The organism is Oscillatoria sp. HE19RPO (assembly GCF_024220515.1).
Classification (GTDB): domain Bacteria; phylum Cyanobacteriota; class Cyanobacteriia; order Cyanobacteriales; family Laspinemataceae; genus Laspinema.
The window spans coordinates 1-15,198 of sequence record NZ_JAMXOT010000155.1 but is presented as its reverse complement, the minus strand read 5'-3'; the positions used below and the strand labels follow the sequence as shown (position 1 = coordinate 15,198).

The 15,198-nt window shown below is 49.7% G+C and carries 12 protein-coding genes; 4 read left to right on the top strand and 8 right to left on the bottom strand.

Annotation, left to right across the window (positions count from 1 at the left end):
• Positions 1 to 55: 55 nt before the first annotated feature.
• Complete coding sequence (locus NG833_RS14680) at positions 56 to 1,891, bottom strand: DMT family transporter (RefSeq protein WP_254566032.1); 1,836 nt, start codon at positions 1,889 to 1,891, stop codon at positions 56 to 58.
• Between the two features lie 37 nt (positions 1,892 to 1,928).
• Positions 1,929 to 2,051, bottom strand: coding sequence for a hypothetical protein (locus NG833_RS30445; RefSeq protein ID WP_256555992.1), 123 nt, complete (start codon positions 2,049 to 2,051; stop codon positions 1,929 to 1,931).
• Positions 2,052 to 2,277: 226 nt separating this feature from the next.
• On the opposite strand from NG833_RS30445, the gene NG833_RS14675 reads away from it, so the two are divergent.
• Positions 2,278 to 2,436 carry a hypothetical protein gene (locus NG833_RS14675; RefSeq protein WP_254566031.1) on the top strand — a complete coding sequence of 53 codons (159 nt, stop codon included), beginning with the start codon at positions 2,278 to 2,280 and terminating at the stop codon, positions 2,434 to 2,436.
• A gap of 33 nt (positions 2,437 to 2,469) precedes the next feature.
• Here the strand turns inward: NG833_RS14675 and NG833_RS14670 are convergent, their stop codons facing one another.
• From NG833_RS14670 to tig, 5 genes are all read right to left on the bottom strand, one after another.
• Complete coding sequence (locus NG833_RS14670) at positions 2,470 to 3,882, bottom strand: inorganic phosphate transporter (RefSeq protein WP_254566030.1); 1,413 nt, start codon at positions 3,880 to 3,882, stop codon at positions 2,470 to 2,472.
• Positions 3,883 to 4,460: 578 nt separating this feature from the next.
• A complete protein-coding gene (locus NG833_RS14665) occupies positions 4,461 to 5,321 on the bottom strand; it encodes an alpha/beta fold hydrolase (protein WP_254566029.1) in 861 nt (286 codons plus the stop codon).
• A gap of 270 nt (positions 5,322 to 5,591) precedes the next feature.
• The gene (gene clpX / locus NG833_RS14660; RefSeq protein ID WP_015147718.1) at positions 5,592 to 6,932 is read right to left on the bottom strand and encodes an ATP-dependent protease ATP-binding subunit ClpX; all 1,341 of its coding nucleotides are present in this window, start codon (positions 6,930 to 6,932) and stop codon (positions 5,592 to 5,594) included.
• Positions 6,933 to 6,942: 10 nt separating this feature from the next.
• Positions 6,943 to 7,632: an ATP-dependent Clp endopeptidase proteolytic subunit ClpP gene (clpP, locus tag NG833_RS14655; RefSeq protein ID WP_256555991.1), complete on the bottom strand. Its 690-nt coding sequence runs from the start codon at positions 7,630 to 7,632 to the stop codon at positions 6,943 to 6,945.
• Between the two features lie 264 nt (positions 7,633 to 7,896).
• Entirely contained in the window at positions 7,897 to 9,342 is a 1,446-nt protein-coding gene (tig, locus tag NG833_RS14650) for a trigger factor (protein WP_254566028.1), read from the bottom strand.
• A 1,242-nt stretch (positions 9,343 to 10,584) separates the two neighbouring features.
• Between tig and NG833_RS14645 the strand changes: the two genes are divergently transcribed.
• Positions 10,585 to 11,625: an aspartate-semialdehyde dehydrogenase gene (locus NG833_RS14645; RefSeq protein WP_254566027.1), complete on the top strand. Its 1,041-nt coding sequence runs from the start codon at positions 10,585 to 10,587 to the stop codon at positions 11,623 to 11,625.
• Between the two features lie 38 nt (positions 11,626 to 11,663).
• Here NG833_RS14645 and NG833_RS14640 read toward each other — a convergent pair whose 3' ends face one another.
• Positions 11,664 to 12,059 (bottom strand): hypothetical protein, encoded by a 396-nt coding sequence (locus NG833_RS14640; protein WP_254566026.1) that lies wholly within the window; start codon positions 12,057 to 12,059, stop codon positions 11,664 to 11,666.
• A 4-nt stretch (positions 12,060 to 12,063) separates the two neighbouring features.
• Here NG833_RS14640 and dapA point away from each other — a divergent pair, with 4 nt between their 5' ends.
• Positions 12,064 to 12,918 (top strand): 4-hydroxy-tetrahydrodipicolinate synthase, encoded by an 855-nt coding sequence (dapA, locus tag NG833_RS14635; protein WP_256555990.1) that lies wholly within the window; start codon positions 12,064 to 12,066, stop codon positions 12,916 to 12,918.
• Positions 12,919 to 13,038: 120 nt separating this feature from the next.
• The gene (locus NG833_RS14630; RefSeq protein WP_254566024.1) at positions 13,039 to 14,886 is read left to right on the top strand and encodes a ribonuclease J; all 1,848 of its coding nucleotides are present in this window, start codon (positions 13,039 to 13,041) and stop codon (positions 14,884 to 14,886) included.
• Positions 14,887 to 15,198: the final 312 nt, after the last annotated feature.

The following is a 15,198-nucleotide window of genomic DNA, read 5'->3' as shown; positions in this document are numbered from 1 at the left end:
ATCGCTGGTTTTCTTTTTTCCCCTGTTGAGAGTTTCTTAACTCCGTTGTATCGCTCTAAGCTCCTTGTTTTGCTGGAGCTGGAGCAACCGGGGCCGGTTTCTTTTGCTTATTCATGTTATCGACACTAATTCCGAGTACCCACAGGGTGACAATCAGCACCCCGAGCCACTCATTGAGCCCGAGTCCTTCCCCAATAAACAGCAAAGCCATTAAACTGGTCAACCCAGGACCCGTTGCCGCTACCACCGAGGCTAAGGGCGCACCAATCATGGGAATGGCAAAGTTATTCAAGGCATAACCAATCAGGGTCGTGGCTGCTAGAGCAATACTGCCAATCCATAACCCGACCCAATTCTCCTCTAACACACTCCAGGTAAAGAAGTTGCCTTGTCCTGAACCAAAGATGACGAAAGGAATCGCCAAAATTAAAATCACGGAAAAGTTAATGACGCTAAACGGTGCCGGATGCAATTTCAGCTTTCTGGCACTCAGTTGGGTCAAAATCACATAACCCGCAAAGGTCAACCCCGAAGCGATCGCCGTCCCAATTCCTAGGCCCAAATTCCCATCCGGTGCGCCTCCAGTCAGCCGCCCAGAAACCGTCAGGAAGCATCCTAGATAAATGGTTACGGTGGCTAAAACAAAGATAAAGCTCGGTCTAGCACCAAACATGATCCATGCCAAAACTGCCGTGACGGGTGGGAAAATAAAGAACAAGGTAATCGCCACCCCAGTTGGAATATTTCCCAGAGCGATATAGATAAAAAACTGGGACATAAACAGAAACAATCCACTGCCAATCACGATCCAGACGGACCCCCGCTTTTCGGGATTGGCCAGTTGTTTGATATCCCGCCAGGTATTGGGATACAAAATTGGGGCCAGAATAAAGCCCATGAGCGGAACCACAAATAGCATCCGCATCCCTAGAATTAACAGGGAATTTCCCGCTCCTGGGGAGAGCACTTGTCCGTCCCACAATCCAAAAAGGGACTGAGGACTGAGAATCGCCCGGGTGATGATGTTCTGGAACGAAATGGTAATCGAGGACAACAAGGCCAGGATTAACCCGGTTAAAAAGACGTTACTTTCTGCCGGAGGGCTGGGGACTGGGGTAGCTGGGGGCGCGGTCCGGGGTTCGGCGATCGCTGCTTTTTCTGCCGCAGCCCGATCGGTTTGAGTCCCGGTCCCTTCCGGGCGATCGCCTCGGTTGGGTGGAGTCCCCACAGGCAGTCCTTGTCTCCGGTTCGAGACAATCTCAGCAGTGGTCTGAACGTTGCCCGCTTCTTCCTGCAACTGCTCGATCAGGCGATCGACCAAGGTTTCTAAAATCACTTCCCCTTGTTGCTGCAAGGAGTGCATTCGCCCCAGTTGCTGGGACAACGAGCTTTGATAGGTGCTCAGTTCCTGTTGCAGATTTTTAAAGGTGGTGTTCAGGGTTGTATCTAACGATGCCAACAATCGATAGGCATTTTCATTCAAGTTTCCCCCCTGCGGCGACGACCTTCCCATATTCGGGTCTAGAGTCGTTAAGGATTGGGATGGGGGCGGTGGAGCCACCATTTCCTTCAACCGCTCGCTCAATTCTTGTTGGAGTTGGGAAGCCATGACTTGCGCCAGTTGCTTTGTCCACTGCTGCTGTTGCATCGGACGTCCCGCTCCCCCCTGCATCTGCCGCGATTGGATTTGCTGCTGTTGATTTTGCAGTTTTTGAATATCAGCAGTCAGGCGGGATTGTTCCGCTTGCAGTCGTGCCATGTCCCGAGCCAACTGAACGACTATATTTTGCTGAATATCTCGAAGCTCCTGGGTCATGGAACTCAGAAGGGTTTCGATTTCTTTCGTGTTACTGCTTGTCGAGTTTTCCGGTTGGTTGTCCAGTTGCCCCATTATTCTGTTACCTCTAGCTTATCGATCGTAAACCAAACTAATCGCTGCTGCTGGCTTGGCACTCGGTGTGTTTTGGCTGATTGGTTGGGTTGAACATTAATTGATTCGCTTGACTCGAATCCTGCATCACAGCCTTGGCTTGACTTAATTCGATGTCCAACTGAAAAATTCCCTTCAGCTTGATATTCTAATCTAAATGAGTAGGCAGACGCACAGGTTTTGGATGATTGTATCGAAGGTGGGTTAAATTTTCCATCAAACGATCCCATTGTGTTAAAAAACTCAACAATTAATTTGTTATAAAAAGAAAATTATTCCGCAATTCTACGGGGGTTGCTTCTAGGGGGCGATCGCCCTAGAGTCTATCAAGCTCTTGAAATGCCGTCATGGAAGAGAGCACTGCCAGTCCCGAAGGATGGGTTTTACCGGGACCGCTTAACCCAGGGATTCTTGACTTTTGTCCCCAGATTTTAGGACCCCAATGCTTGCTGCCCTCGGGCGATCGCCTTATCCCAAAGTGGGTTTTCTCTCCTTTGATGCTGTAGACTTGTCCAGATCCACAACAACCGGATTTTGTCTTACTCCGCAATCAACCGGACGAGGCTAAACAGACCGGCTCCTAAAAGCGCTGCAACTGGAACGGTAATAATCCAGGCTAAAAATACTCCCCGCAGGGTGTCTAGGCGAATAGATTTAGGGTTTTGCACCAATCCAATGCCAATCACACCCCCGACTAAGGAATGAGAGGTGGAAACGGGTAAACCAAACCTAGAAGCGATTAATACCGTAGTCGCTGTGGCGAGTTCTGCACAGAATCCACCACTGGGTTTTAGGGCAATAATCTTTTCGCCCACGGTGGCTATTACTTTTTTACCCCATATTCCCAGCCCTGTCACGATGCCTGCACCCCCCAACAGCAAAATCCACAGGGGAACGCTGAAATCATCCAGGGGAACAGAGCCTGTGCGGCGAATATAGGCGATCGCCGCTAAGGGAGCCACCGCATTCCCCACATCGTTGGATCCGTGGGCAAAGGCCACAAAACAAGCACTCAACACTTGAAACCGCGCCAGTTGCTTTTCAACCGGGGAAGAGTACACCGTCGAATTGATTTCTGAGTCTTGCTCTAAATCGGGCTCTTGGTCCAACTCTTGCTCAGGACTTAGGTCTTTTTTTCCCTCAGACCCTAAATGTAGAGGCGATTCGCGAATCGCCTCTACAGATTGAGCGTTCATGGGTAAGTCCTGTTGCTCCAACTCTGGCCAATTTTCCCCGTTCCCCTGTTTTAAGTTACGCCACTGCACCAGGGTGAGTCCAACTGCCGCCATTCCCCCCACCAACAAGGGTAAATCTTGCGGAGGGAGGACAATCCCAAACTCAGTCCCAATCCAAACATTGAGCGGATGCAGGACCTTGGGAAGCACAATAATTCCAAAGACGCCCAACAGTAGACTACTCAACCAAGGAATCCATTGGTCTAACTGTTGTAAGGGTTCTGGGTGGTCTAAAATCCACCGTTTGACGAAACTATAAACCGTAGCCGCAATCAGGGCGCTAATCGCTGGGGTGAGGAGCCAACTGATGGAAATCAGCCCGATGGTGGACCAATCCACGGCATCGAATCCCACAGCAACGATACTAAATCCGGCGATCGCTCCAATAATCGCATGGGAAGAGGCCACGGGCCACCCCTGAGAGGTCGCAACCTGCAACCAGATTCCACAGGTGACCATCACACAAATCATGCCCGTCAGGAGCAGGTGTGGCGCATGAGCAAACACACTCGGTTCCAGCACGCTGGTGGCTAGGGTTTGGGACACTTCTTGACCGAAAAGAACGGCCCCTGTGAATTCCAATATTCCGGCAATCACCAGGGCCTGTCGTAGGGTCAGGGCTTTGGACCCGACGGAGGTCCCCATCGAGTTCGCAACGTCGTTTGCCCCGAGATTCGCCGCTACATAAAAGGCTAAAAGGGCTAGTAATGCAGTCATGTAATAAGTTGGAAGATTAATTTTGCCCTTGTTAAATGGGTTTAAACCCGAAATATTAACAATTAATTTTGATTCTAGTCCAGGATATAATCAATTGACCATTAATTGATTAGTGATGCCATAAATTTGGGGTTTAATTTGATAGGTTTGGGGTTTTGGCAAAGGGAAATTTGGTCTAATTTCCTATAAAACTGTAAAAAATTAGTAGGGTGGGCACTGCCCACCGTCAGTAAGGTGGGCAGTGCCCACCCTACTAATTCCCTTTTGCTTCATCCCATAAATTGATAAAAGAAACCCGGTTTCTCGCTCACTCAAGGGTAGGGTTCAGAAACCGGGTTTCTGCAATAACTTTTGCTTCATCACCTAAATTGATGAAAGAAACCCGGTTTCTCGCTCACTCAAGGGTTTAGAAACCGGGTTTCTGCAATAACTTTTGTTTTATCCCATAAATTGATAAAAGAAACCCGGTTTCTCGCTCACTCAAGGGTTCAGAAACCGGGTTTCTGCAATAACTTTTGCTTCATCCCATAAATTGATGAAAGAAACCCGGTTTCTCTAGGGATGGGGACTAGAAACTCCTAGACTTCCGCTAAGGCAGGGCCGGTTTCCAAAAATTCTCTGACCAGTTCCAAATAGGTTGGCGCATCTTCTAACATCGGAAAATGGGCCGTATTTGCCATTTGGATAAACTGGACGAACTGCTGATTTAATGAGGCAGCGTATTGTCCCATGTGGGCGGGAATAATTTTATCGTATTCTCCAGCAATTAACAGCACAGGCACTTGCAATTTAGCAAATTCCACCGGCATTACTTCGGTTGCTTTTTTGCTGACGGAGGTAAAAATTGTATTAAGGGCGGCCCCATAGTCGGCCATCAGATAATCTTCTAAAAATGCCCGTCTTGCGGCAGGGGGAATGGGACGATATAAAAATCTGGCCATGAATATTTGATCCATCAAGGGAATTTTTGCCAGCCAAGCAGGTCGATATTTGACCACTTGACCTCCCCAGGTATGGAAAGCGGTGAAGGCTTTTTCGTCGTATTCAAAGACGCCGCTACAGGTGAGGATGGCTTTGATGACGCGATCGCCATAGCGGTTGAGAAACAGAGTCGCCACGGAAGCGCCCATGGAATGAGCATTCAGATAGACCCGTTGCAACCCTAATGCATCTAAAAATAACGCCAAATCATCGGCGTAGGTTTCTAATTCGTAGTCTAAGGCTGGGGGTTTTTGGGGTAGGCGCGATCGCCCAAAGCCACGCATATCGTAAAGTAGACAATCGAAGCGATCGGCTAGGGCAGATGCGGTACTTTCCCAGTACCGAGCCGAACCCGCCCAGCCATGAAGAAACACCAAAACTGGCTTTTCTCCAGTGGGAACTGGGGTGCCGACCCACTCGTAGTAGTGTTCGACCCCGCGAACGTGAATGTAGGGCATCCTGGTAAAGTTATTGATGATGACATGAGCGCATCTGAAGGGTCAAGGGTAAAGTTTGAATGGCCCCATCCGAAAATTCACCATTGTTCATTCTTCACCCCCGCTCTTCAATTTCGCCTAGGGTATTCCAACAAATAAATCCTCCTGGCTTTGATGTGATCGCACCTAACAAGACTCTATTTAGCCCGCGCAGGCGGGCTTCGTCCGTGTAGCCCCACCCTTCAGGATGCGGGGTTTTTGGACATTTTATTTTTTGGAGTTCCCCTAGTGTTAAGCGGATTCTGGTTTCGGTAAGGAGGAGGGATGGACAATCAGTTCCGCTGTTGAGCGCTTCTCGACCATCTCTCGGGTAATGGTGCAGCGAGTGACATCCTTGCGGGATGGCAACTCGTACATCACATCGAGCATTAATTCCTCCACAATCCCGCGCAATGCTCTGGCCCCAGTTTTCCGCCGGTACGCTTCCTGGGCGATCGCCCGAATGGCATCGGGTTTAAACTCCAGATTCACGTTATCCATCCGCAGTAATTTTTGATACTGCTTCACCAGGGCGTTCTTGGGTTCCGTCAAGATTTCCGTGAGGGCATCTTCATCGAGGGGGTCCACCACAGCCAGCACTGGAATCCGACCGATGAATTCAGGAATCATCCCAAATTTCACCAAATCATCCGGCTGTAAATTCTTGAGAATATCTGCGGTGCGTTTTTCCTTCGACTGAGCATCTCCGGGTTGAATAAAGCCCATTGACTTTTTACCCGTGCGCTGTTCAACCACCTTTTCCAGACCCACAAAGGCTCCACCACAGATAAACAGAATATTGCTCGTGTCAATCTGGATGCAATCTTGATAGGGGTGTTTGCGTCCGCCTTGGGGGGGGACATTGGCGACGGTTCCTTCTAGCATCTTGAGCAGAGCTTGTTGAACCCCTTCACCGGAGACATCTCGGGTAATCGATGGGTTTTCACTCTTGCGGGCGATTTTGTCGATTTCATCGATATAGATGATGCCGCGTTGGGCTTCTTCTACGTCAAGATCGGCGACTTGGAGTAATCGCAACAAGATATTTTCCACATCTTCGCCGACATACCCCGCTTCGGTTAAGGTTGTCGCATCGGCAACGGCAAAGGGAACTTCCAAAACATCAGCCAAGGTTTGAGCCAAGAGGGTTTTTCCACAACCCGTAGGGCCAATGAGCAGAATATTCGACTTTTGCAGTTCGACTGGATCCTCAGCCCCAATTTTCCCGCTGGCCTTCGCTTGCGTGTAGCTCAGGCGCTTGTAATGGTTATAAACCGCGACGGAAAGCACTTTTTTGGCTTCATCTTGACCAATAACGTGCTCATCGAGATGTTTTTTGATCTCGCGCGGTTTAGGCATTTGATTCAGCGAGATATTGGCGGCTCTAGTGCGCCGCTTTTGGGGTTGTTCCGTCCGGGGTACGGGTTGAGGTGCTGCGGCATTGGAGTCAAATAGCTCCTCATCTAAAATTTCATTGCACAGGTCCACGCATTCATCGCAAATATAGACTCCCGGACCTGCGATTAATTTGCGTACTTGCTCCTGAGATTTGCCACAAAAGGAACATTTTAGATGGGAGTCGTACTTAGACATAGACGGCCTCTTACTTTTGTGCGGTAACAGCCTCTCCCGATTTCGGAAGACCCTGCTTGGTAATAACCTGGTCAATTAGACCATAAGCTCTGGACTCTTCTGCCGACATAAAGAAATCGCGATCGGTGTCGGCTTCAATTCGCTCTAGGGGTTGTCCGGTATGAAAAGCCAGCATTTCATTTAACTGACGTTTATGATAAAGAATTTCCTTTGCTTGGATCTCAATATCAACCGCTTGTCCCTGAGCACCACCGAGAGGTTGATGAATCATAATCCGGGAAGAAGGAAGTGACATCCGTTTGCCTTTTGCGCCTGCGGTGAGCAAAAATGCTCCCATACTGGCAGCCAAGCCATAACAGATGGTCGCCACATCTGGGCGAATCTGTTGCATGGTATCGTAAATCGCCATTCCTGCGGTGACTGAGCCACCAGGGGAGTTGATATAGAGCTGAATATCCTTTTCAGGGTCTTCTGCATCTAAAAAGAGCATTTGCGCCACGATTAGGTCGGCAACGTTGTCATCAACTGGGGTCCCCAGAAACACGATTCTTTCCCGGAGTAGGCGCGAATAAAGGTCAAACCCGCGTTCCCCCATCCCGGATTGTTCCACCACCATTGGGATCACGTTCTGGCTGGTGGAGGCAATCTCTAGGCTCTTGGAGCCGGAGATTGGATAATAAGGAGTTTGAGATATAAGCATCCGATCTGAGTTCATGCCAGGGTCAGCTTTTCGAGGGAGTAGATATCAAGCAAATTTTTTTTGGTTTTTACGCCATTATAGTGTTTGCTCTGTCTATATTATGCCGCAGCGCACCGAGGACGGGCAGAAATTTCAAGAAAAATGCACAAATTGGATTTTTCTTTAGAATCAAATCACAATTGCTTTGGAGATTTCTGGGGTCCCGGTTCTGGCAAGAGGGCGATCGCGCTGCGGGTCTCGTTGCGGACCCTGGGTCAGATGGGTTTATTCCGGCGAGTCGGTTGCCTCGACTTCCACCACTTCACCGACACTTTCTTCCCCCTGTGCGAGTTCTGCGGCTTCGGCTGCTGCTGCTTCGGCTTCGGCGGTGGCTTTTGCTGCGGCTTCTGCCTCTAGGGTTCCCGCTGGTAATAGCTCAATATTAGCGCGTTCTGCCAGCCAATCAAGGGCTTTTTCCTTGAGCATTTCTGATTCCAGGGCGGAACTCAAGCGATCGCGATCAAAATCCGGTGGCAAGCGGTCCTTAAGTTCTTCAATCCGAGCATTGACTTCCTCTGCGGTGACGGAGAGGGACTCGCGAGCAGCTACTTCTTTTAATGCAAAGGATTTCCGCAAGTTGGCGATCGCCTCGGGTTGAGACTGCTGGCGCAGTGCTGCCACGGTTTCTTTGGTGTACAGCTTTTTGACATCAATCCCATAATTGGCAAGCTGCATCATGGATTGCTGCAAGATATTATCCAGCTCACGATCAATTAAAGTTTCCGGAAGTTCTACTTCCACCACTTTTTCGATCGCCTCTACCAATGCCGCGTGCTTATTCGCTTTGGTTTCGCGATCGGCTTTCTCCTGATACTGCTTCTCCAAAGACTCCCGCAGTTCTGCGATCGTTTGATACTCGCTCACCGCTTGAGCGAAATCATCATCTAATTCCGGCAACTCTTTCTCTTTGAGTTCTTTTACCGTAATCGTAAAAATCGCTTCCTTCCCAGCTAAATCCTCGTTGGGATAATCTTCAGGAAAGGGAACGTTTAACTCTTTCGTTTCCCCAACTTGCAAACCAATAATTCCCTCAACGAAGCCCTTAATAAACCGGCCTTCACTGAGTTCAATTTGAAAGTTTTCGGCCTCTCCTCCCGGCAAGGGTTCAGGTTCCCCACCCTCTTCGTTGATGATTTTGCCGACATAATCGACAATGGCCACATCTTCAGCTTGGGCGGCTCTTTCCTCTACAGGAATTAAGGTCGCTTGCTCTTTGCGACGTTCCTCTAAAAACTGATCAACTTCTGCCGGATCATATTTGATTTCTTCGGCTCTAATGGCCAGTCCGGTGTAATCGCTGAGGGTGACTTCCGGGGGGACATCAACGGAAACTGAAAACACCAGGGATTCGCCCGGTTCGTACTTCGTGACTAATTCATCAAAAGAGGAGATTAACTGAAAATTCCCCAAGGCCGGAATCTCTTCATCCTTGACGACTTTTTCTAGGCAATTTTGAATTAAATCCTCGACTGCTGCGGCTTTGATCCTGGAAGTTCCCATGCGCTGTACCAACACTGAGCGCGGTACTTTTCCTTTCCGAAACCCAGGAATGCTAGCCTGACGGCTAAATTGCTGAATCACCTGTTCGTAGGCTTTCTGAGACATATCGGGGGTCACTTCAATTTCCAGACCAAGTTTGCTGGCGGGAAGCTTTTCCTGGGTAACTTTCATGGGCGTTCTCTTCGACAAATTCTGTTAATTCTCGATTGATTTTTTGGGCGGTTTACCGTCCTGATTCCGTTGAACAGAAGGGATTTCCTCCTGGTCTGATGACTGGACCTCGGCCCCAGGCAGGCCCACTGACAAGGGGGTAAGTCCTGCGGCCATCGCGCTCAGGATCGGGCAACTCGGTCAAGCCCAAGGCTATCTTTGCTGCAACTATAGATCCTAGCCGATCGAGGGCGTCAAGGGCGATCGCCTTGGCATAAAAAACCCTGGGTCTAGGGGCGCTTACCCCTTTCACAACGGGCTATGCCGCTATTTTAGAGAGAATATAAAATTTTACCAAAGAAAGTGCCGGAGTAATTTTTTCGGGCGATCGCCGTTTTCAAGGGTGACCCCCTCTGGCCCCAGACTCCAGGATGCCAGTCCCGTTATATTGAGGGTTCATACGGAATCCCGTTTTTAAAGGTCTATAAACACTAGCGCTGTCAAGGTGTATTGATTTGTAGGGGCGCAAGCATTGCGCCCCTACAAGACCAACGATTTGGGGTCATGGAATTGAGGGCGCAAGCATTGCGCCCCTACAAGAAATAACGATTTTTTGTCATGGAATTGAGAATTGAGGGCGCAAGCATTGCGCCCCTAGAAGAAATAACGATTTTTTGTCATGGAATTGAGCAGGTTGACAGGGCTAGTCTATAAACACCCACACCCTCAAGGGTGGGGCTACACAGACGAAGCCCGCCTGCGCGGGCTGAAGATAAAATTGATTTTTTACAACCGAATTTGGTATCAATTTGATGATCGGCCCTTCCCTGGGTAGAATGATGGAATCCCCTGGGTCGTGAACAACCCGGAGGGACTAGCCCCTGAACCCCCAGGATCCGGCCTGGGTGCGATCGCCAAGAAATCTGAAAAATTTTCAGCCAATCATGAGTATAATAAGATAACCGTTATTTTACTGAAGGCTATTTTTTATTGACTTTCTGTTTCTAATCTGCAATAAATACATTGTTATCCTTAAATAAACTATCCAATCCGTTCAGGATAAAGTAGGGGATTGCTCATAGCCATCAATCCCAAGCCAGACTCTTTAGATACAGAGGTAGAAGTCAATTCCCTGGCAATACCCGGATCCATGCCCTTTTAAAACCATTGTAAGGAAAACACCCGATATCTATTTAAGAGCTATTTGAATCGCATCTATTATTACTCAAGACTCATATCTGAACCTGTGTGGAGGACTGTCATTTGTCGAAATCTTATAAAGTAGCCATTCTCGGCGCAACGGGTGCCGTGGGCACTGAGTTGTTAGAGTTGCTGGACTCTCGCGCCTTTCCGATGTCCGATTTAAAGCTGTTAGCTTCCCCGCGATCGGCAGGCAAAACCTTGACATTCCGAGGGGAAGAAATTCCCGTGGAAGTTGTCGAAGAAAGTTCGTTTAAGAACGTGGATCTGGTCCTGGCTTCAGCCGGTGGCTCCACTTCTAAGGCTTGGGCCTCCAAAGCAGTCGCTGCTGGTGCCGTGGTGGTGGATAACTCCAGTGCCTTTCGCATGGATCCGAATGTCCCCCTGGTGGTTCCAGAAGTGAACCCAGAAGCAGCAGCGCACCATCAAGGCATTATTGCTAATCCTAACTGCACAACCATTTTAATGGCGGTGGCAGTATGGCCCCTGCATCAAGTCCAGCCGGTACAGCGGATTGTGGCAGCCACTTATCAATCTGCCAGTGGGGCCGGTGCAAGGGCGATGGAAGAAATGAAAGACCAGGCGACAGCTATTTTGCAAGGTCAGACGCCGAAAACGGAGATTTTCCCTTATCCTTTGGCGTTTAATTTGTTCCCGCATAATTCGCCCCTGAATGACCAAGGGTATTGCGAGGAAGAAATGAAAATGGTCAATGAGACTCGCAAAATATTTGGGGATCCTGACATTAGAATTAGTCCAACTTGTGTGCGAGTTCCTGTGCTGCGAGCGCATTCGGAGGCATTGAACTTAGAATTTGCCCAGCCTTTTAGCGTATCGAAGGCTCGGGAAATTTTAGCTGCTGCTCCTGGAGTTAAGTTGGTGGAAGACTGGCAGGCGAATTATTTCCCCATGCCGATGGAAGCGACGGGTCGCGATGAAGTGTTGGTGGGTCGGATTCGGCAGGATATTTCTGCACCGAATGGGTTAGAACTATGGCTGAGTGGCGATCAAATTCGCAAGGGGGCCGCGTTAAATGCGGTACAAATTGCTGAATTGTTGGTGACTCGAAATTGGGTTCGACCGGCAGCGGCTGTCTCTGCTTAGAATGCCGGGGGGAATGTCATCGGCAAGCTGACTCGGAGTCAAGGTGCGAGGTTAGCACTGAGTTTGTAGTCCAGGAGGGGGGCGATCGCCCTTTGGAGTTCCTTTCTGTAGGGTCGAAAATGATGCTCAGTCTTTACCCCTTGGTGAGTCTGGGCGTTTAACGGTTCCTCTGAAACGGCGATCGCCTCGCCGGACTTGCTCGATCCAGTCTGCACCGATGGCAAGATGCAATGCAGATGGAACAGCATCAAGCATGACAGATGGGGGATAGCGTTCCATTTGTTAGAGTTTACAGTTTGACCTAGGGTCCGAGTTTGACGAGTTGGGGGAAAGACTCCTCCAAACAGCGCGATCGCAACCCGATTGATCAACAAGCTAAATACACAACTGATAAAACATAAGGAGAGCGTGGTGAATTTCGGACGAGTTGTCACCGCAATGATTACACCGTTTAATGCAGACGGTAGCGTGAACTATGGTGTTACAGAAAAGCTGGCCGCTCATTTAGTCGAACATGGGACTGATGCGGTACTCGTTTGTGGCACAACGGGAGAATCACCAACCCTAACCTGGGATGAAGAGTATGAATTATTCCAGGTGGTGAAAAAGGCCGTCGGTAGCCGAGGGAAAGTGATTGCTGGCACCGGATCGAATTCTACCCGGGAGGCGATCGCAGCCACGCAAAAAGCTGCTAAGATAGGATTAGATGGCTCGCTGCAAGTTGTTCCCTATTACAACAAACCCCCACAAGAAGGGTTATATCGGCACTTTAAGGCGATCGCGCAAAGCTGCCCGGATTTCCCAATCATGCTCTATAACATTCCTGGGCGGACGGGTCAAAACCTGCTTCCAGAAACCGTCGCACGTCTAGCTGAGATTCCAAACATCACAGCGATTAAAGAAGCCAGTGGCAATTTAGACCAAGCCAGCTTGGTCAGAAGCCTGACTCCACCAGACTTTCAAATTTACTCTGGGGATGATTCTTTAACCTTACCCCTGCTGTCGATCGGGGCTGCTGGAGTGGTCAGCGTGGCCTCCCATCTGGTCGGAGAAACCCTCCAATCCATGATTCAAGCATACGAAACTGGGAAAAACCAAGAAGCAACCCAGCTTCACCTCAAGCTTTTACCCTTATTCAAAGCCCTATTTACCACCACCAATCCCATTCCCCTCAAGTGTGCTTTAGCCCTGCAAGGGTGGGACGTGGGATCGACTCGTCCCCCGCTGTGCGAAGCATCGGATGAAGTCAAAAAAGCCTTAGAGGTCGTGATGCAGCAGCTAAATTTGCTGTAACTCTAGCCAAAAGAAACGCCGTTGCGCGAGTGGGCATCGGTTATAAATTCTCATCTTTAGTTTCATCACAACCCGACAAACTCTCGATAACCAATCAACCATAAAAGAGAACACAGAAAAATGACTAACAGCCCAATTACACTAGCCAAAGAAAAGAAAACCGTGAGTAAAAATGGATCCAACTCTAATGGATCCAATAGCTCCGCACCCACCCTAAAAATTATTCCGTTGGGTGGATTGCATGAAATCGGCAAAAATACTTGCGTCTTTGAATTTGAGGACGAAATTATCCTCGTCGATGCCGGTTTAGCGTTTCCCACCGATGGGATGCATGGGGTGAACATCGTCCTCCCCGACATGACCTACCTCCGAGAAAATCGCGATAAAATCAAAGGCATGGTGGTCACCCACGGTCACGAGGACCACATTGGCGGGATTGCCTTTCATTTAAAACAGTTTGATATTCCGGTGATTTATGGTCCCCGCTTGGCAATGAGCTTGCTAGAAGGCAAGTTAGAAGAAGCTGGAGTCAGCGATCGCACCGAACTCAGAACCGTTTCCCCTCGGGATGTGGTCCGCTTTGGTAAACATTTTGTCGTCGAATATATTCGCAATACCCACTCGATGGCGGATAGCTTCACTGTGGCGATTCATACCCCCGTCGGCATCGTCATCCACACCGGCGACTTCAAAATCGACCATACCCCCGTTGATGGCGAACATTTTGACTTGCAACGACTGGCGGAATATGGAGAGAAAGGGATACTCTGCCTGATTAGTGATTCCACCAATGCTGAAGTTCCTGGCTATACTCCATCGGAGCGATCGGTATATCCCAATCTCGATCGCGTCTTTTCTCAGGCAGAGGGTCGCATCTTAGTCACCACCTTTGCCTCCTCGGTCCATCGACTGAATATTATTCTGGACTTGGCGAAGAAACAAGGTCGCACCGTTGCAGTCGTCGGGCGATCGATGCTGAATGTCATCGCCCACGCCCGCAACTTGGGATATATTAAGTGCGAAGACAGTTTGTTCCAACCCTTGCACGCCATTCGCTCCATACCGGATAACAAGATACTGATTTTGACCACCGGCTCTCAAGGTGAGCCGATGTCTGCTCTCACAAGGATTGCCAACGGTGAACACCGGAAAATCAAAATCCGCAAGGGAGATACCGTTGTATTCTCAGCGAACCCAATTCCCGGCAATACGATCGCCGTGGTGAATACCATCGACAAACTGATGATACAAGGTGCAAACGTCATCTACGGACGCAATCAAGGAATTCACGTCTCGGGTCACGGTTGCCAAGAAGAGCATAAGTTAATGCTGGCCCTGACTCGTCCGAAGTTCTTCCTCCCGTTCCACGGCGAACATCGGATGCTGGTACAACACGCGAAAATTGCCCAAAGTGTGGGTATTCCCGCCGAAAATATGGTGATTATCAATAATGGCGATATGGTCGGGTTGACGAAGGAGAGTATCGGCGTCATCGGCCAAGTACCGTCTGGGATTGAACTGGTGGATGCCTCTCGTTCCGGCGTGGTCAAAGATGAAGTGCTCAAAGAACGGCAACAGTTGGCAGCGGATGGAGTGGTTACCATTGCAGCGGCGATCGGTTGGGATGGTAAACTAGCGGCGGACACAGCGACTCACTTGCGCGGGGTGGTGTCATCCATTGATCCGAATCTGCTGAAAAAATGGATTGGTCAAACGATTGAGGGGGTTCTGAGCGATCGCTGGTCTGAGTTCTCTCGCACCCTGGAAGATGGTACTCCGGAAGTTGACTGGACTGGACTGCAAAATCAGCTTGAGCGAGATATCCAGCGGATGTTACGCCGGGAACTGCAAAGTAATCCGTTGCTGGTGTTCTTGATGCAAAACCCCCAAGAACCGCCGACGGTACAAGAACAACCGGCTACCACTGGACGCCGACGCACGCGATCGACTGCGAAAGTCGCCTCTTAGAAACAGCCCCCAGGCTCAAGCCTGGGGCTATACGAACAAAGCCCGCCTGCGCGGGCTAATTTTTTGCCAACCAGGCCCCCAGGCTCAAGCCTGGGGCTATACGGACGAAGCCCGCCTGCGCGGGCTGATTTTTGGGACAGGAGTTACGCAGATTTTGAAAACCCACCCTCCCTGTAGAGGCGATTCGAGAATCGCCAGAAACCCACATCTCATCCCCCCTCCCATCCCCATGTAGAGGCGATTCGAGAATCGCCAGAAACCCACATCTCATCCCCCCTCCCATCCCCATGTAGAGGCGATTCGAGAATCGCC

Bases quoted from the DNA above. Each gene is read 5' to 3' on its own strand.
- NG833_RS14680 (WP_254566032.1), bottom strand. From the start codon at position 1,891: ATGGGGCAACTGGACAACCAACCGGAAAACTCGACAAGCAGTAACACG.
- NG833_RS14675 (WP_254566031.1), top strand. From the start codon at position 2,278: ATGGAAGAGAGCACTGCCAGTCCCGAAGGATGGGTTTTACCGGGACCG.
- NG833_RS14670 (WP_254566030.1), bottom strand. From the start codon at position 3,882: ATGACTGCATTACTAGCCCTTTTAGCCTTTTATGTAGCGGCGAATCTC.
- NG833_RS14665 (WP_254566029.1), bottom strand. From the start codon at position 5,321: ATGCCCTACATTCACGTTCGCGGGGTCGAACACTACTACGAGTGGGTC.
- clpX (WP_015147718.1), bottom strand. From the start codon at position 6,932: ATGTCTAAGTACGACTCCCATCTAAAATGTTCCTTTTGTGGCAAATCT.
- clpP (WP_256555991.1), bottom strand. From the start codon at position 7,632: ATGCTTATATCTCAAACTCCTTATTATCCAATCTCCGGCTCCAAGAGC.
- tig (WP_254566028.1), bottom strand. From the start codon at position 9,342: ATGAAAGTTACCCAGGAAAAGCTTCCCGCCAGCAAACTTGGTCTGGAA.
- dapA (WP_256555990.1), top strand. From the start codon at position 12,064: ATGATTACACCGTTTAATGCAGACGGTAGCGTGAACTATGGTGTTACA.
- NG833_RS14630 (WP_254566024.1), top strand. From the start codon at position 13,039: ATGACTAACAGCCCAATTACACTAGCCAAAGAAAAGAAAACCGTGAGT.